The sequence below is a fragment of the Pantoea sp. sgz302252 genome (genome assembly GCF_047713085.1).
GTDB lineage: Bacteria > Pseudomonadota > Gammaproteobacteria > Enterobacterales > Enterobacteriaceae > Scandinavium.
This window is the reverse complement of record NZ_JBLFJW010000016.1, coordinates 1-18,011: the sequence shown is the minus strand read 5'-3', so window position 1 is coordinate 18,011 and position 18,011 is coordinate 1. Positions and strand designations below refer to the sequence as shown.

The 18,011-nt window shown below is 54.4% G+C and carries 15 protein-coding genes; 10 read left to right on the top strand and 5 right to left on the bottom strand.

Features of this window, described 5'->3' with window-relative positions:
- Positions 1–214: 214 nt before the first annotated feature.
- Complete coding sequence (cspD, locus tag ACLW56_RS13475; RefSeq protein ID WP_330984283.1) at positions 215–436, top strand: cold shock-like protein CspD; 222 nt, start codon at positions 215–217, stop codon at positions 434–436.
- Between the two features lie 69 nt (positions 437–505).
- Here cspD and macB read toward each other — a convergent pair whose 3' ends face one another.
- Positions 506–2,449, bottom strand: coding sequence for a macrolide ABC transporter ATP-binding protein/permease MacB (gene macB / locus ACLW56_RS13470; protein ID WP_330984282.1), 1,944 nt, complete (start codon positions 2,447–2,449; stop codon positions 506–508).
- Positions 2,446–3,561 (bottom strand): macrolide transporter subunit MacA, encoded by a 1,116-nt coding sequence (gene macA, locus ACLW56_RS13465; protein ID WP_330984281.1) that lies wholly within the window; start codon positions 3,559–3,561, stop codon positions 2,446–2,448. The genes macB and macA overlap by 4 nt, the downstream gene beginning before the upstream one ends.
- A 151-nt stretch (positions 3,562–3,712) precedes the next feature.
- Here macA and ACLW56_RS13460 point away from each other — a divergent pair, with 151 nt between their 5' ends.
- A complete protein-coding gene (locus ACLW56_RS13460; RefSeq protein ID WP_330984280.1) occupies positions 3,713–4,669 on the top strand; it encodes a VirK/YbjX family protein in 957 nt (318 codons plus the stop codon).
- On the opposite strand, the gene ACLW56_RS13455 is transcribed toward ACLW56_RS13460, so the two are convergent.
- Positions 4,666–6,324, bottom strand: coding sequence for an ATP-dependent endonuclease (locus tag ACLW56_RS13455; protein WP_330984279.1), 1,659 nt, complete (start codon positions 6,322–6,324; stop codon positions 4,666–4,668). The genes ACLW56_RS13460 and ACLW56_RS13455 overlap by 4 nt on opposite strands.
- A 397-nt stretch (positions 6,325–6,721) precedes the next feature.
- On the opposite strand from ACLW56_RS13455, the gene aqpZ reads away from it, so the two are divergent.
- The 4 genes from aqpZ to hcr all read left to right on the top strand — a co-directional run bounded on the left by aqpZ (position 6,722) and on the right by hcr (position 11,213).
- Positions 6,722–7,414 (top strand): aquaporin Z, encoded by a 693-nt coding sequence (gene aqpZ / locus ACLW56_RS13450; RefSeq protein ID WP_330984278.1) that lies wholly within the window; start codon positions 6,722–6,724, stop codon positions 7,412–7,414.
- Positions 7,415–7,539: 125 nt separating this feature from the next.
- A complete protein-coding gene (locus ACLW56_RS13445; RefSeq protein WP_330984277.1) occupies positions 7,540–8,439 on the top strand; it encodes a lysine exporter LysO family protein in 900 nt (299 codons plus the stop codon).
- Positions 8,440–8,581: 142 nt separating this feature from the next.
- A complete protein-coding gene (gene hcp, locus ACLW56_RS13440; RefSeq protein ID WP_330984276.1) occupies positions 8,582–10,234 on the top strand; it encodes a hydroxylamine reductase in 1,653 nt (550 codons plus the stop codon).
- Positions 10,235–10,244: 10 nt separating this feature from the next.
- The gene (gene hcr, locus ACLW56_RS13435; protein ID WP_330984275.1) at positions 10,245–11,213 is read left to right on the top strand and encodes an NADH oxidoreductase; all 969 of its coding nucleotides are present in this window, start codon (positions 10,245–10,247) and stop codon (positions 11,211–11,213) included.
- Between the two features lie 116 nt (positions 11,214–11,329).
- On the opposite strand, the gene ACLW56_RS13430 is transcribed toward hcr, so the two are convergent.
- The gene (locus tag ACLW56_RS13430) at positions 11,330–11,764 is read right to left on the bottom strand and encodes a DoxX family protein (RefSeq protein WP_330984274.1); all 435 of its coding nucleotides are present in this window, start codon (positions 11,762–11,764) and stop codon (positions 11,330–11,332) included.
- Between the two features lie 151 nt (positions 11,765–11,915).
- On the opposite strand from ACLW56_RS13430, the gene poxB reads away from it, so the two are divergent.
- The 4 genes from poxB (at position 11,916) to ACLW56_RS13410 (ending at position 17,226) form a co-directional block, all read left to right on the top strand.
- The gene (gene poxB, locus ACLW56_RS13425) at positions 11,916–13,634 is read left to right on the top strand and encodes a ubiquinone-dependent pyruvate dehydrogenase (RefSeq protein WP_330984273.1); all 1,719 of its coding nucleotides are present in this window, start codon (positions 11,916–11,918) and stop codon (positions 13,632–13,634) included.
- A 38-nt stretch (positions 13,635–13,672) separates the two neighbouring features.
- Positions 13,673–14,674, top strand: coding sequence for a low-specificity L-threonine aldolase (ltaE, locus tag ACLW56_RS13420; RefSeq protein ID WP_330984272.1), 1,002 nt, complete (start codon positions 13,673–13,675; stop codon positions 14,672–14,674).
- Positions 14,675–14,683: 9 nt separating this feature from the next.
- Positions 14,684–16,126, top strand: a complete 1,443-nt coding sequence (locus ACLW56_RS13415; RefSeq protein ID WP_330984271.1) for an SDR family oxidoreductase — start codon at positions 14,684–14,686, stop codon at positions 16,124–16,126.
- Between the two features lie 86 nt (positions 16,127–16,212).
- The gene (locus ACLW56_RS13410) at positions 16,213–17,226 is read left to right on the top strand and encodes an NAD(P)-dependent oxidoreductase (RefSeq protein ID WP_330984356.1); all 1,014 of its coding nucleotides are present in this window, start codon (positions 16,213–16,215) and stop codon (positions 17,224–17,226) included.
- A 202-nt stretch (positions 17,227–17,428) separates the two neighbouring features.
- Here ACLW56_RS13410 and tnpA read toward each other — a convergent pair whose 3' ends face one another.
- Entirely contained in the window at positions 17,429–17,887 is a 459-nt protein-coding gene (gene tnpA / locus ACLW56_RS13405) for an IS200/IS605 family transposase (protein WP_330981770.1), read from the bottom strand.
- Between the last annotated feature and the right edge of the window lie 124 nt (positions 17,888–18,011).

Genomic DNA, 18,011 nt, shown 5'->3' with positions numbered 1-18,011 from the left:
CCTGCTATTCGCGACGCTCGTCACAATCCTGGCAATAGCGTTAACTGCTTCAAATTTTGATGCATTTTACGCCAAACTTCGCACTCTGCCGCTTGACGCGTTGCCTGTTTTATCTAAATTGTACAGGAGAGAGTTGGCGAGGTTTTGAACAACCCGACCACTCCACCACCGGTTCTTTCCATCTGATTATAAGATTTACGAAGGATGTCGAAGTATGGAAATGGGTACTGTTAAGTGGTTTAACAACGCTAAAGGGTTCGGCTTCATCTGCCCTGAAGGCGGCGGCGAAGACATTTTCGCTCATTACTCAACCATCCAGATGGATGGCTACAGAACGTTAAAAGCCGGACAAGCCGTCCGGTTTGATGTCCACCAGGGGCCAAAAGGCAATCACGCCAGCGTGATTGTCCCGGTTGTTGCGGAAGCCGTCGCGTAACGCATCCGTTCCATTGTGGACATCCTGCAGTCAAAATGCCAGTCCTGATGACTGGCATTTTTATTGCCTTTACTCTCTCGCCAGCGCATCCACCGGGTCGAGCCTTGCGGCATTTCTTGCCGGTAACCAACCAAACAAAACGCCCGTCAACGTCGAACAAATAAACGCCATCAGCAGCGCCAGCGGAGAAAAACCGATGCCCCAGTCAGGTAAAAAGAGCTGCAACGTGAAGGCGATCAGTAAAGATAATCCGACCCCCATCGCGCCGCCTACCAGACACACCAGGACAGCTTCAATTAAAAACTGTTGCAGTACATCGCTTGCTCTGGCTCCGACAGCCATGCGAATACCGATTTCCCGGGTACGTTCCGTGACCGACACCAGCATGATATTCATCACCCCAATGCCACCAACAACCAGTGAAATGACCGCCACCAGCGTTAAAAAAAGCTGAAGTGTATGTGTGGTCCGTTCCGCCGTTTTCAAGAGACTGTCCATATTCCAGGCAAAGAAATCCTTCTTGCCGTGACGTAAAGACAGCAGTCGCGTGAGCTGTTGTTCTGCCAGCGCGCTGTCATGCCCGTCTTTCACACGGACCGTAATTGAATTGAGCCACGACTGCCCCATCACACGCCCGGCCATCGTGCTGTACGGCAGCCAGACGCGCAAAATTTTACTGCTGCCAAACATGCCCTGCTTCTCATCTGCAACGCCGATGACCGTGGCAGGCATATTCCCGACCAGAATAATTTCCCCCACCACGTTGGCCTTGTTGGGGAAAAGCTGGCGACGGGTATTGCTGTCAAGCACCACCACCTGCGCCCGCCCGTTTAGCTGCACCTCGTTGAAGGTATTCCCTTCGCTGAAGGTCATGCCGTAGACGTTAAAATACTGCGTGCCCACGCCCTCGGCACTGGCTGACACATCCGTATTGCCCACGCGCAGGCGCAAGCTTTTGGAGACTGCTGGCGTGGCGGATTGCACCCAAGGCTGCTTCTGGATTGCCAGCAAATCGTCATAGGTCAGCGCCTGCTGATATTGCGGATCGTCATCGCCAAAATCTTTGCCCGGGTAAACATCAATGGTGTTGGTACCAATCGCGCGGATATCGGCCAGCACCATCTGTTTGGCGGCATCACCCACCACCACAATCGAGACCACAGAGGCGATACCGATAATGATGCCGAGCATCGTTAACAACGTACGCATCTTATTCGCCGCCATCGCCAGCCACGCCATGGTCAGCGCTTCCCGGAAGCTGCTCACAAACTGCCGCCAGCCAGGGGTTCCGGACTCAACGGTATTAACCGCCGCAGGAGCGCCAGTCAGCTTCGACGGCGGGTTGTTGATAATCTCCCCGTCGCGGATTTCAATGATGCGTTCAGCCTGAGCCGCCACCAGCGGATCGTGCGTGACGATAATGACCGTGTGGCCCTGCGCTTTGAGCTGATGCAGGATAGCCATCACTTCTTCGCCAGAATGGCTGTCGAGCGCACCAGTGGGCTCATCCGCCAGAATAACCTGACCACCGTTCATCAAAGCACGAGCAATACTGACACGTTGCTGCTGCCCGCCTGAAAGTTGTGATGGTTGATAGTCCGCACGGTCGCCAAGCCCCAGACGCTGAAGCAGCTCCAGTGCTCGCTCAAATCTGCGTTTGCGCTCGGTTCCGGCATAGACGGCGGGCACTTCAACGTTTTGCGCGGCACTCAGGTGCGAAAGCAAATGGTAACGCTGAAAAATAAAACCAAAATGTTCACGGCGTAAACGAGCCAACGCATCGCCATCGAGCGTTGCAACGTCAGTACCTGCGACCCGATAAGTGCCGCTGGTCGGTTTATCAAGGCAGCCGAGAATGTTCATTAGCGTCGATTTACCGGAACCCGAGGCCCCGACAATCGCCACCATTTCACCCGCATGAATGCTGAGCGTAATGCCCTTCAGCACTTCAACGCTGCTGTCGCCGGAAGGATAACTGCGGCGAATGTTGCTCAGGTCAAGCAACGCGGTCATTTAGCGGCTCCCGGTTTTCCCTCGCCGGTAATCACTTCGTCGCCCTCTTCCAGCCCTTTCACCACTTCCACATCGGTGTCGTTACGCGAACCAATGCTGATTTCACGCTCCTTCACTTCGCCATTACGCAGCAGACGCACGTTATAGCGGTTGTCTCCGGTGGCATCGCCAAGCGCAGAAAGCGGAATGCTCAACACATTACTGACGCCTGCCAGTTGGATATGAACCTGAGCGGTCATTTCCAGACGAAGCACGCCCTGTGGGTTAGGCACCTCGAAACGAGCGTAATAGAAAATGGCGTCATTCACTTTTTCCGGTGTGGGCAAAATGTCTTTCAACGTACCTTCATAGCGCGTCAACGGGTCGCCCAGCACGGTGAACCAGGCTTTTTGCCCCGGTTTGAGATGAATCACATCCGCTTCAGACACCTGAGCTTTCACCAGCATGGTGCTGAGATCAGCCAGGGTCAGAATGTTTGGCGCTTGCTGCGCGGCAATCACGGTCTGGCCTTGCAACGTAGTAATTTGCGTCACTTCGCCTGCCATTGGGGCCAGAATACGGGTGTAATCCAGATTTGTTTTGGCCGTATCAAGCGTGGCCTGATTCCGTTTGATCTGCGCGTCGATCGTACCAATCTGCGCTTCTTTCACCGCCACATCGGTCGCGGTGGTATCGAGATCCTGACGTGAAATGAGCTGTTTAGCCGCCAGTTGCTGATTACGCGCATAAGTGACCTGAGCCAGCTTGCGTTCGGCGATAGCCTGCAGGCGCTGCGCACGCAGTTCCATCAGCGTGGCTTCGACTTCTTTGATCTGGTTCTGCGCCTGTTCCGGGTCGATAACGCCCAGCAGCTGATCTTTCTTGACCTTATCGCCAATATTCACCGACAGCGTTTTCAACTGACCGCTAACCTGCGCCCCGACGTCAACCTTGCGCAGCGCGTCCAGCTTTCCGGTGGCGAGCACGCTTTGTTGCAAATCGCCCTTCCGGACAATCAGCGTCTGGTATTGCGGCTGTGGCGCGTTTAGCGTGCCCCACAACCAGAATCCTGCCAGTACCAACAACACGGCAAGAAACAAATACGTTTTTCTGCGCTTTCCCTTCAGATTCATAAAAATCCCGAATGTTGTGCCCTGAGCCGATTGTATCTAAACATTTCATCAACGGAACCCTCTCTTTTGTTTTACTCCCTAAACCGTTGAACTGACGTTGACCTGCCTGCTGATTAAATGAGCTTTTCTCCTGTTGGCAAGGCCTTTTCTTATGTCACTCATTGCAGAACACGCTTACTCACAAACAACGAGACCAGAATCGGGCAAACAACTTTTCCGGCTTCTCAGCCGTGGAGAGTTAACACCAGGTCTGGCCTGGCAAAATCCGGCCTACCGCCGCAAATTTATTCTGCGCTCCATGCTCACGCCATTCAGTACCTCAACGCTGCTTTCTCGCCTGGCAGCGCTTGCGCAATTGCCCCAAATGTTGAAAGTGCAACCGGGCCTGCCGTGTCGTCTGCATCGCCCATGGCTTTCCATGAATATGCCACGCAAACAGGCCGCCGGCGCGCTGGTGTGGCACTACGAGCGCATGTCTGACCGGCTTCCTGAGTGGGTGATGAACGGGTACTTAAGCCAGAGCGGCGTCACCCTGGCGACGTTGACCGGACGTGATGAAACGACTTACAGCATTCGTCTTCTCGCCGACGCCTTTTTGGATAAAGAAGGTGAAGCCACGCTTATCTTTTGCGATGCACAAGACACCGTTCTGGCGGAGCTAACCTTCACCCTCTGCCCGTTTAAAGGGAAAGAGACGCTGTACATCGGCGGCATGCAGGGGGCGAAATCCCATGTGCCACATGAGAGCATTCAAAGCGCGACCAAGTCCTGCAACGGCCTGTTCCCGAAACGTCTGCTGGTCGAAGCGGCGATGGTGATGGCCCAGCAGATGGGTGTCAGCGCGATCCGTGCGGTCAGTAACGAAACGCATATTTACCGTAACGTTCGCTATCGGAAGAAAAAGCAGGGTCAGCTTCGTGCCGATTACAACAGCTTTTGGGAATCGCTCGGCGCAACCGCAGACAGCAATGGCGATTTTCTGCTGCCGCTGACCATTCCACGCAAGCCAATGGAAGAGATTGCCAGCAAGAAGCGCTCTGAATACCACCGTCGCTACGAATTACTCGACAGCCTGCAAGCGCAGACACACAACGTCTGCCGGGGCTAGTCCGCTCGCCCGCGTGCCAGCCACAGCACGCGGGAGAACATTTTGTGCAGCAGGTTCGGCACGGCTTCCACGCCGCGCCGCCCAGCTTCCATCGCCACCTCAATCGCCAGATCGGGCTTCGATGAGCGATGAATGGCTTTAACGATCACTCGCCGCATGTTCATGGGAACCCCTTCCGGAATTTGCGCCACCCGGTGATACACATCGTCAAACCCCTGACGATACATAAAGTGTTCCATATCGAGCGCAGGCAGCGTGGTCAGATGATGGCGTTCCAGCTCGCGGTCATTATTCAGCAGGCTACGCACCGTAGCGGCGTATTTCTTGCCCGCCTCGTCACCATCGACCAGCACATGCCATTCGATACCCATCCGTCGGGCAAATTTAATCAGTGGCTTCAGGCCTGACTGAGCAAACTCAATCACCTTAATCCCTTCCGCATCAAAGTGATGCCCACACTGACGAGCCAGTTCGTTAATCACCCACGTTTCCGTTTCGCCTTCCACCAACAGCCAGCAGCGAGAAAAAAGCGAGGAAGCGCGATTAAAGCGAATATGAAAGGCGATGCGCCGATTGTCTTCCGCGTTCAGGCCATCTGGCCCCAGCCGCCAGGCAGCGACGCGAGAAGAATCACGCACCAGCCGGCAAACATGTTCAACGGGCGTCATGGAGAGCAGCTCGCCGGAATTGGTCGTGGTGATACGTTGCAGCGGCAGCAGATTCAACAGATTCCACGCCACCGACAGCATAATGGGATGGAGCCGGGTTTCGGGATCTTCCACCAGCAGCAAAGGGCGCGCGTCTCTGTCCAGCCTGACGGTGCCTTTAGCCTGTAATAACGTCGAAAACAGCCCCAACAAAATCACCCGATGGCTGCGGCCCCCGGGCTTGTCGATCATGCGGTTGATGATATCGAGATAACGCCAGCTGCGCTGCTCATCGTGCGAGCGACGACGCATTAGCCGATGACGGGATTCGGCAGTGCCTTGTTCAGAAAAATAATGTTCAAGCAGTTGCACCATCGCCGATAGCCCCTGGCGTATCTGGCCATCGGAAAGGTTTTGAGGGCTGGTGACCAACTCGCGTGAGAGGAAATCAAGCTGGCGGGCGGTAATTTCCACATCGGGCATATTTGGCACCGTGCCGTTACGAATCCGCCGCATAAAGCGCGCATCACGTAAACGCAATACTGGCATCAGCCGCACCAGATGGCGTGCCTGGTCATCAATATCGGCAAAGGACAGCGATTCCCCGCGACCATCAATAAAACTGCGCAAAGTCATCACGCTGTTATCTTCCGCCAGTTCCCCTTCAAGCCGGTAGAAAATACGCTGATAACCGTCGTCACAAGGCACCCAACATTCAGATAAAGGGCGATAGCGGCGCACGCGATGGCGACCCGGTTCAAGTTCACGGAAAGTCAGAATGATATGCAGATGGTGTTCGCGGCCCTGCACATCCCCCGGCGGAAACCAGAAATCCTCGCGGACAAAATGGTAGAGATCGAATTCCGGTGACAGCAGCAACGTCAGAGCATCCAGCAGGCTCGATTTACCCCAGGCGTTTTCACCTATCAGCACGTTATTTTGTTCCAGCATCAACGACAAACGATTGATACCACGAAAACCCACAATTTCTACTCGTTCGAGAAGCATATGCCCTCCGCCTGAAAACATCCCTTTCCTTACAGCAGTATAGCGGTACGCCCCCGGCGACGACACCCGGAAAAAAGTTATGTTATGACAAAAAATGTCCAGATTATTTTTGGGGCGAAACGAATAACCCTGTAGTTAATAAACCTATGTGATAAAAAAATTCTGAACCTCCCATTTGATAATCTGGAATTAATCTATACTGGAAATATCCGAATTTTACCCAAGGGACTCCTGCAAATTGCCTTAAATCAAGATTAGTGAAGTTATTTAACTGGTGAAGGGATGACTTCGTTTTTAAAATAACGGCTCTTAATTATGTCGTCTTCCCTTAGTGGCGATAAATAATGTCCGGTGCAGGATTTCCTGACACCGTCACTGTTATTTCTTTGAGGTGGTTATGTTCAGAAAACTGGCAGCAGAATGCTTTGGTACATTCTGGCTTGTATTCGGTGGTTGTGGTAGTGCGGTTCTGGCTGCGGCTTTTCCGGAATTAGGGATTGGTTTTGCTGGCGTCGCGCTGGCATTTGGTTTAACCGTTCTGACCATGGCTTATGCCGTTGGTCATATTTCCGGTGGTCATTTCAACCCAGCGGTGACTTTAGGTTTGTGGGCGGGCGGTCGCTTCCCGGCGAAAGACATTATCGGTTATATCATCGCGCAAGTTGTCGGCGGTATTATTGCAGCAGCCATTCTTTATCTGATTGCCAGCGGTAAAACCGGCTTTGATGCAGCGGCCAGTGGTTTTGCTTCTAACGGTTACGGCGAACATTCACCAGGCGGTTACTCCATGCTTTCCGCTATTGTGATTGAAATTGTGCTGACCTGTGGCTTCCTGATGGTTATCCACGGTGCAACCGATAAAAATGCACCCGCCGGTTTTGCGCCAATCGCAATCGGTCTGGCACTGACGCTGATTCATCTGATCAGCATTCCAGTGACCAACACCTCTGTGAACCCGGCGCGTAGCACCGCGGTGGCTATCTTCCAGGGTGGCTGGGCGTTGCAGCAGCTGTGGCTGTTCTGGGTGATGCCAATCATCGGCGGTATCCTCGGGGGTGTGCTGTACCGCACATTGCTTGAGAAAAAATAAGTTTTAGACATTCCCCGAAGGCCCGGCAAATGCCGGGCTTTTTCTTTTTTCGGGTGGCTTTACTCGCTCGGGCTCTTTCGGTAGTGTCTGGTGTGCTTTTTCCACACTAAAGGTCTGGGTCTTTCATGTTTTCAGGATTGCTGATTATTCTTGTGCCACTGATTGTGGGTTACTTGATCCCGCTGCGTAGCCGCCCGGCGCTGCAGCTGATTAACCGCCTGCTGAGCTGGATTGTTTACGTCATTCTCTTTTTCATGGGGATTAGCCTGGCCTTCCTGGATAATCTCGCCAGCAATCTGTTAGCTATTCTTCATTATTCCGCTGTCAGTATTACGGTTATTCTGCTGTGCAATATTATTGCCCTGCTGTGGCTGGAACGCGCCCTCCCCTGGCGTCATCATCACGCCCAGGAAAAATTGCCTTCACGTATTGCCATGGCGCTGGAGTCATTACAGCTTTGCGGTGTGGTATTACTTGGCTTCCTGCTTGGGTTGACCGGCTGGCCCGTTTTACAACATGCCACCGAAGCCAGCGAATATACCCTTATTTTCCTTTTATTCCTGATTGGTATTCAGTTACGCAATAATGGCATGACCCTGAAACAGATTATCCTTAATCGTCGGGGAATGATGGTTGCCGTGGTCGTGACAGTCAGTTCACTGGCGGGCGGTATCATCAATGCCTTTATTCTCGGGTTGCCACTGAAAACGGGCCTCGCCATGGCTTCCGGATTTGGCTGGTATTCCCTGTCCGGTATTTTGATGACCGAAGCATTTGGCCCGGTGATTGGCAGCGCCGCCTTTTTCAACGATCTCGGCCGCGAATTAATTGCCATTATGTTGATTCCAGGATTGGTGCAACGCAGCCGCTCCACGGCGTTGGGCCTGTGTGGGGCAACGTCGATGGACTTCACGCTGCCGGTCTTACAGCGCTCTGGTGGGCTTGAAATCGTCCCTGCGGCCATCGTCCACGGCTTTATTTTAAGCCTGTTAGTCCCGCTGCTGATGGCCTTCTTCACGGCGTAATACCTCTATGGCGGTAGCTTTCTGCCGCCAAAATTGCTTTAAATCAATCTCCCTTTAAGTTGCCACACAAAACCCTTTTCAGCGTTTCTGACGAGGCTTAATCTTAAACATGCATTTTAAATATAACTTAAAGGATCTGATCATGTTTTGTGTGCAATGTGAACAAACAATTCGTACGCCAGCGGGCAATGGCTGCGCTTACGCGCAAGGGATGTGTGGCAAAACGGCACAGACCTCTGATCTGCAGGATTTGCTGATTGCTACGCTGCAAGGGCTTTCCGCCTGGGCAGTCAAAGCCCGTGAGTTCAACATCATCCATCATGAAGTCGACAGCTTTGCCCCTCGCGCCTTCTTTTCGACCCTCACCAACGTGAATTTTGATTCCCCACGAATCGTCGGTTACGCGCGCGAAGCCATTGCCCTGCGCGAAGCGCTGAAAGCTGAGTGTCTGAACATTGATGCAAACGTTGCTGTTGATAATCCGATGGCCGGTCTGCAACTGGTCAGCGACGATCTCGGCGAGTTGCAGCGTCAGGCCGAAGCCTTTACGCCAAACAAAGACAAAGCCACCATCGGCGACAACATTCTTGGCCTGCGCCTGCTGTGCCTGTACGGCCTGAAAGGCGCGGCAGCCTACATGGAACACGCCCACGTCCTTGGCCAGTACGACAACGCCATTTACGCCCAGTATCACCAGATTATGGCGTGGCTCGGCACCTGGCCTGCGGACATGAACGCGCTGCTTGAGTGCTCGATGGACATCGGCCAGATGAACTTCAAAGTGATGAGCATTCTGGATGCCGGGGAAACCAACGCCTACGGGCACCCAACACCAACGCAGGTCAACGTGAAAGCGGTGGCAGGCAAAGCGATTTTGATTTCCGGTCACGACCTGAAAGATCTCTATAACCTGCTGCTGCAAACCGAAGGCACCGGCGTCAACATCTACACCCACGGCGAAATGCTGCCCGCGCACGGCTACCCTGAACTGCGTAAATTCAAGCATCTGGTCGGGAACTACGGCAGCGGCTGGCAGAACCAGCAGGTTGAATTTGCCCGCTTCCCGGGCCCGGTGCTGATGACCTCCAACTGCATCATCGACCCAACAGTCGGTGATTACGACAACCGCATCTGGACACGCAGCATCGTCGGCTGGCCGGGCGTGAACCACCTGGAAGGCGACGATTTCGCCCCGGTTATCGCTCAGGCACAAAGCATGGCGGGCTTCCCGTACAGTGAAATTGAGCATCTGATCACCGTCGGATTTGGCCGCCAAACTCTGCTGGGCGCGGCAGATACCCTCATCGATCTGGTTAGCCGTGAAAAACTACGCCACATCTTCCTCGTTGGCGGCTGCGACGGCGAACGTACCGAGCGCAGCTACTTCACCGATTTTGCTACCAGCGTGCCGGATGACTGCCTGGTGATGACCCTCGCCTGTGGCAAATATCGCTTTAACAAACTGGATTTCGGCAACATTGAAGGCCTGCCGCGCCTGGTCGATGCCGGTCAGTGTAATGACGCCTACTCCGCCATCATTCTGGCTGTCACTCTGGCGGAAAAACTGGGCTGCGGCGTGAACGATCTGCCGCTGTCGCTGGTGCTCTCCTGGTTTGAACAGAAAGCGATTGTTATTCTGCTGACGCTGCTTTCGCTCGGTGTGAAAAACATCGTCACCGGGCCAACGGCACCGGGCTTCCTGACGCCAGATCTGTTAGCTGTGCTGAACGAAAAATTTGGTCTGCGTTCCATCACCAACGTCGAGCAAGACTTGCAGCAAATGCTGTGCGCGTAAGGAGAAACCCATGACCATGCCAACTCCACAGTGCCCATGGCGGATGCAGGTCCATCACATTCATCAGGAAACACCGGATGTGTGGACGCTTTCCCTGCTGTGTCACGACTATTACCCTTACCGAGCCGGGCAATATGCGCTGGTGAGTATCGGTAATTCTGCCGACACGCTGCGCGCCTATACGCTCTCTTCCACGCCGGGTGTGAGCGAATACATCACGCTGACCGTTCGCCGCATCGAGGACGGTAAAGGTTCAGGCTGGCTGACGCGTGAAGTTAAGCGCGGCGACTACCTGTGGCTGTCCCATGCGCAAGGTGAATTTACCTGTGAAGACAAACCGACAGACAAGCTGTTGCTTCTCGCGGCGGGCTGCGGCGTCACGCCGATCATGTCGATGCGCCGTTGGCTGGCGAAGTATCGCCCGGAAGCGGATGTGCAGGTGATTTTCAGCGTGCGTTCGCCACAGGATGTGATTTTTGCCGATGAATGGCGCGACTATCCGGTGACGCTGGTCGCCGAGAATAATGCCACGCACGGCTTTGTTTCCGGGCGGCTGACAACCTCGCTGCTGGAATGCGTGCCGGAGTTGGCTTCCCGTACCGTAATGAGTTGCGGCCCTGCGCCTTATATGCAGTGGGTTGAAGAGAACGTTAAAGCGCTAGGCGTCACGCGTTTCTTCAAAGAGCAGTTCTTTACGCCTGTCGCAGAAGCCGCCACCAGCGGAGTGAAATTCACCAAGCTGCAACCGGAGAAGGAATTTTTTGCGCCAGTTGGCACCACGTTACTGGCTGCGCTGGAAAGCAATAAAGTGCCCGTGAACGCGGCCTGTCGGGCGGGTGTTTGCGGGAGTTGTAAAACGAAGGTTGTTTCGGGCGAGTACACCGTCAGCAGTACCATGACGCTGACAGAGGCAGAAGTGGCGAGTGGCTACGTGCTGGCCTGCTCCTGCCATCCTCAAGGGAATTTGGTGCTGGCCTGATAAAAAATGCCTGGTGGCGCAATGCTTACCGGGCCGACAAAGGCATCGAACCGTAGGCCGGGCAAACACAGTGCCGCCCGGCAAAGTCCCCGCGATAACCTCACCGTGGGGATTTTTTATTTCCAGGCTGAATCTTTTGCCAGAGCAAAACGGCCTGCGCCCAGGAAAGCAACAGCCAGCGAGCCGATAAAGAAATACACCAGGCTTTCAATCGCCCACGCGCCCACAACGTCCAGAGCAAAGGTTTTGCCTGTACCGACCATCAACCACGCCACAACCATGGTAAACGCCAGCACCAGCGCAGCAGGACGAGTCAGAATGCCCAGAATAATCAGAATTGGCGCAACCACTTCGCCAATCAGCACCCCGTAGGCAATAAACCCTGGCAACCCTTTCGCCACCAGCATGCCGCTAATGCCCTCAACGCCGCCAAACAATTTGTGCAGACCGTGAAACAGCATCAGCCCACCCACCGCCAGGCGCAGCAACAGTTTGCCCAGATCATCACAAGCCAGCATTTTATTGATTGTATTTAACAATGATTTAACCATTTGAACCTATTCCCTGTTTTCCCACAAGTAGAACCAGCTTATGCCGAATCATTACGCAAATAAACCTGCTGAAAATAAGGGGATTTTGCCAGGCAGGCAAGCGAGTTTCATCTAAGCTTGTAAGCGCCAGCACAAAAAGGAGAAGGAATTTATGAAACAAACTGTGGCAGCTTATATTGCGAAAATGCTTGAACAAGCCGGGGTAAAACGTATCTGGGGCGTAACCGGAGACTCCCTCAACGGGCTCAGCGATAGCCTCAACCGAATGGGCACCATCGAGTGGATGTCCACTCGTCACGAAGAAGTGGCCGCCTTTGCAGCAGGCGCAGAAGCGCAGTTAACCGGTGAACTGGCGGTCTGTGCCGGGTCATGTGGGCCAGGAAACCTACATCTGATCAACGGGTTATTCGACTGCCACCGCAACCACGTTCCCGTATTGGCGATTGCCGCACACATTCCTTCCAGTGAAATCGGCAGCGGCTATTTCCAGGAAACTCACCCACAAGAGCTCTTCCGCGAGTGCAGCCACTACTGTGAGCTGGTCTCGACGCCAGAACAGATCCCCCAGGTGCTGGCGATTGCCATGCGCAAAGCCGTGCTCAACCGAGGCGTTTCAGTGGTGGTGTTACCCGGAGACGTGGCGCTGAAGCCCGCGCCAGAAACGGCCAGTACGCATTGGTATTCCGCCCCGCAGCCCGTTGTGGTGCCTGAAATGGCAGAACTGCACAAGCTCGCCCAGTTGCTGCGCTACTCCAGCAATATCACCCTGATGTGCGGCAGTGGGTGTGCAGGCGCGCATAAAGAGCTGCTGGAATTTGCCGGAAAACTGAAAGCGCCGATTGTTCACGCGATGCGCGGCAAAGAGCATGTGGAATACGACAATCCTTACGATGTCGGGATGACCGGGCTCATCGGATTCTCTTCAGGTTTCCATACCATGATGAATGCCGACACCCTGATTTTGCTCGGCACCCAGTTCCCTTATCGCGCCTTTTATCCGACCGACGCCAAAATCATCCAGATTGACATCAATCCGGCCAGCATTGGCTCGCACAGCAAAGTGGATATGGCGCTGGTCGGCGACATCAAAACCACCCTGGCAACGCTGACGCCGCTGCTGGAAGAGAAAACAGACCGCCGCTTCCTTGATAAAGCACTGGAACATTATCGCGAAGCGCGTAAAGGGCTTGATGACCTGGCGAAACCCAGCGAAAAAGCCATTCACCCGCAATATCTGGCGCAGCAGATCAGCCACTTCGCTGCCGATGACGCCATTTTTACCTGTGATGTCGGCACCCCAACCGTCTGGGCGGCACGTTACCTCAAGATGAACGGCAAGCGTCGCCTGCTCGGTTCCTTCAACCACGGTTCGATGGCTAATGCCATGCCGCAAGCGCTGGGTGCTAAAGCCACCGCGCCAGAGCGGCAGGTGGTGGCGATGTGCGGCGACGGCGGTTTCAGTATGTTGATGGGCGATTTTCTCTCAGTCGCACAGCTCAAACTTCCGGTGAAAATCATCGTCTTTAACAACAGCGTGCTCGGTTTTGTGGCGATGGAAATGAAAGCCGGAGGCTACCTCACCGACGGCACTGAACTGCATGACACCAACTTCGCGCGCATCGCTGAAGCCTGCGGCATAACCGGCATCCGCGTGGAGAAAGCCGCCGATCTTGATGAAGCCCTGCAACAAGCATTCAGCACAGACGGCCCCGTATTGGTGGATGTGGTCGTGGCGAAGGAAGAGCTGGCCATCCCACCGCAAATCAAGCTTGAACAAGCGAAAGGTTTTAGCCTGTATATGCTCCGCGCCATCATCAGCGGACGCGGGGATGAAGTTATCGAACTGGCGAAAACCAACTGGCTCAGGTAAAAAGAGAGGCATAACCCTGATGCAAAAAAGGAAATGCCGTGATCGATTTACGTAGTGATACCGTGACCCGTCCGAGTCGTGCCATGCTCGAAGAGATGATGGCCGCCCCGGTCGGGGATGATGTGTACGGGGATGACCCGACCGTCAATGAACTGCAACGTTATGCGGCAGAGCTGGGTGGCAAAGAAGCCGCCCTGTTTTTGCCAACGGGAACCCAGGCCAATCTGGTGGCGTTGCTGAGCCACTGTGAGCGCGGCGAAGAGTACATTGTCGGCCAGGGCGCGCATAACTATCTGTATGAAGCTGGCGGGGCCGCCGTGCTTGGCAGTATTCAGCCACAGCCTATCGACGCCGCGCCCGACGCGACGTTACCGCTCGATAAAGTGGCGGCAAAAATCAAAGCCGACGATATCCACTTTGCCCGCACCAAATTGCTCAGCCTGGAAAACACCCATAACGGTAAAGTGCTGCCGCGCGAATACCTGAAAGCAGCGTGGGAATTTACCCGTGAACGCAAGCTTGGCCTGCACGTTGACGGCGCGCGTATCTTTAACGCCATTGTCGATTACGGCTGCGAGCTGAAAGACGTCACGCAATACTGCGACTCCTTCACTATTTGCCTGTCAAAAGGCCTCGGCACGCCGGTGGGGTCACTGCTGGTCGGCAGCACGGAGTACATCAAACGCGCCAACCGCTGGCGTAAAATGACCGGCGGCGGCATGCGTCAGGCGGGCATTCTGGCGGCGGCTGGCCTGTATGCGCTGAAAAACAACGTTCAGCGTTTGCAGGAAGACCACGACAACGCCGCCTGGATGGCGACAGCGCTGAAGGAAATTGGTGCGGACGTGATGCGCCACGACACCAACATGCTGTTCGTGCGTGTGGGGGAAGAAAATGCCGCGGCACTCGGCGAACATCTGCGTGCCAACGGCATTCTGATTAACGCCTCGCCTGTCGTGCGTCTGGTGATGCACCTGGATGTCAGCCGTGAGCAGTTGACTGAAGTGGTTCGCCACTGGCAATCCTTTCTGAAGAACTGAGGGAATAACGTGCCGCAAACTATTCTGGTGCTCGGCGCCAGCGGCTATATCGGCCAGCATCTGGTGACCGAACTGAGCTCGCAGGGTTATCCCGTGCGGGCGGCGGCACGTAACACGGATCGTCTGCAAAAACTGGCGCTGCCTGGCGTCAGTTGTCATCACGTCGACCTGCACTGGCCTGTTGACTTGCCGAAGCTGCTTGAAGGTGTCGATACGCTTTACTATCTGGTGCACGGCATGGGCGAAGGCGGTGACTTCATCGCCCATGAGCGACAGGCCGCGCTGAACGTTCGCGATGAGCTGCGGGAACAGCCGGTGAAGCAGGTCATTTTTCTGAGTTCGCTTCAGGCTCCCGAAAACGAGCAATCCGATCACTTACGCGCACGCCAGATCACCGGCGATGTGCTGCGTGAAGCGGGTGTTCCGGTGACAGAACTGCGAGCGGGAATTATTGTCGGCGCAGGCTCTGCGGCTTTTGAAGTGATGCGCGATATGGTTTACAACCTGCCGGTTCTTACGCCACCGCGTTGGGTTCGCTCGCGCACCACGCCAATCGCACTGGAAAACCTGCTGCATTATCTGGTTGCTCTGCTCGACCATCCCACCGCGGAACACCGCGTGCTGGAAGCCGCCGGGCCTGACGAGCTGAGCTATCAGGAACAGTTCGAGCACTTTATGCGAATCAGCGGCCGCCATCGTCCGTTGATCCCCATTCCGTTCCCAACCAGCTGGATTTCCGTCTGGTTTTTGAATGTCATCACGTCTGTTCCCCCGACCACCGCCAAAGCGCTGATTCAGGGGTTGAAGCACGATCTGCTGGCCGATGACCGAGAATTGCGCGCGCTGATCCCGCAAACGCTTCTCTCTTTTGATGAGGCGGTGAAGCGCACGCTGAAAGAAGAAGAGCAACTGATGAACTCCAGCGACTGGGGCTACGATGCCCAGGCTTTTGCCCGCTGGCGGCCTGAATATGGATATTTTCCGAAGCAAGCAGGTTGCACCGTCAGTACGTCAGCCAGCCTCGCATCACTGTGGCAGGTGGTGAATCAACTTGGCGGCAAAGAACGCTATTTCTTCGGTAATATTCTGTGGGACATTCGCGCTGCGCTGGACAGGCTTATCGGCCATAAACTGGCGAAAGGCCGCCCGGAACACGCGTTTTTACAAACGGGTGACGCAGTAGACAGCTGGAAGGTCATTATCGTCGAGCCAGAGAAACAGCTCTCGCTGCTGTTTGGCATGAAAGCGCCCGGCCTTGGCCGTCTCACTTTTACGCTGAAAGACAAAGGCAGCCATCGGGAAATCGACGTTCGCGCCTGGTGGCATCCTCACGGTATGCCAGGCTTACTGTACTGGCTGCTGATGATCCCCGCGCACCTGTTTATTTTTAAAGGCATGGCCAGGCGCATTGCGAAGCTTGCGGAAGAAATCTCGCGCAAACCGTCAAATTGAGTTTTTTCTTCATAGTTTCCCATTGCAAGTCAGCGTAATTCACGGAAAAATGCGCACGAAATTCTTTTCAGACACAGTGGATGGATATGAAGGTACTGGTCACCGGCGCCACCAGCGGTTTAGGCCGTAATGCGGTGGACTATCTGCGCCGTAAAGGCATCAGCGTCAGAGCTACCGGTCGCAATGAAGCGATGGGCCGACTGCTGGAAAAAATGGGCGCCGAATTCGTCCATGCAGATTTAACCGAACTGGTATCTTCTCAGGCCAAAGTGATGCTCGCCGGGGTCGATACCCTGTGGCACTGTTCCAGCTTCACCTCACCGTGGGGAACGCAGGAAGCCTTCGATTTAGTCAACGTACGGGCCACCCGCCGCCTTGGCGAATGGGCGGTTGCCTGGGGCGTGCGCAACTTTATTCATATCTCTTCACCGTCGCTGTACTTCGACTATCACCATCGCCGAAACATTCAGGAAGATTTTCGCCCGCAGCGTTTTGCCAATGAATTTGCCCGCAGCAAAGCGGCCGGGGAAGAAGTCATTCATTTGCTGGCACAGGCGAACCCCAACACGCGTTTCACCGTGTTGCGTCCGCAAAGCCTGTTCGGCCCACACGATAAAGTGTTTATTCCACGCCTGGCGCAAATGATGCACCACTATGGCAGCGTGCTGTTGCCTCGCGGCGGCGCTGCGCAGGTCGATATGACGTATTACGAAAATGCGGTGCATGCGATGTGGCTGGCGAGCCAACCTTTCTGTGACTCACTGCCGTCAGGCCGGGCGTATAACATCACCAACGGCGAACCGCGCAGCCTGAAAAGTATTGTACAAAAGCTGATTGATGAGCTGGATATCCATTGCCGCGTGCGTTCTGTGCCCTACCCGATGCTGGATATGGTGGCCCGCAGCATGGAGCGTTTTGGCAACAAAGCCGCCAAAGAGCCGTCATTCACCCATTACGGCGTGTCGAAACTCAATTTCGATTTTACGCTCGACATCAGCCGCGCAGAGAAAGAGCTGGGCTACCAGCCGATTGTCACGCTTGATGAGGGCATTGTGCAGACAGCAAACTGGCTGAAAGATCACGGCAAGCTGCACCGCTAATTTTGCTTTATTGCCCGGCGGCGCTGCGCTTGCCAGGCCTACAATGTTGGGTAGGCCGGTGTAAGGCGCAGCCGCCACCCGGCGATAGCAGTAAAATAAATATCCTCCGGCATAGCCGGAGGTTTTTCATATGCGCCTATAAGGCTCTGTCACCAGCAGCGCCCTAACAGGCGCATCACGATCTGACATTTGCATCTATGGATTACTTACGGCCCGTAAACGGGCTACCCGGATAGGGGATCGACAACTGCTCACCCATTTTATCCTCTTCCAGTTGGTGCTTTATGTATTCCTGTATCCTGGTCGTATTTTTTCCAACCGTATCAACGTAATACCCTCGGCACCAAAACTCCCTGTTACGGTATTTGAACTTCAAATCCCCAAATTGCTCATAAAGCATCAGGCTACTCTTGCCCTTCAGGTACCCCATAAAAGCCGATACACTCATTTTCGGCGGGATCTCCAGAAGCATGTGGATGTGATCCACACAACATTCCGCTTCAAGAATATTCACGTTTTTCCATTCGCACAGCTTTCTTAAGATACTGCCTATCGCTTTGCGTTTTTCACCGTAGAACACCTGTCTTCGGTACTTCGGCGCAAAAACTATGTGATATTTACAGTTCCATCGGGTGTGCGCTAAGCTCTTTTCGTCCCTCATTGGGACCCCCTTTTGATTTCTTGTTGAATGTTTGCAGTTGCCAGACCGCAACCTGTTTTAACAAATCAAAAGGGGTTTTTAGAACCGACTCAAAGCTGAAAGCTTTACTGAACCCCCAGCCTAG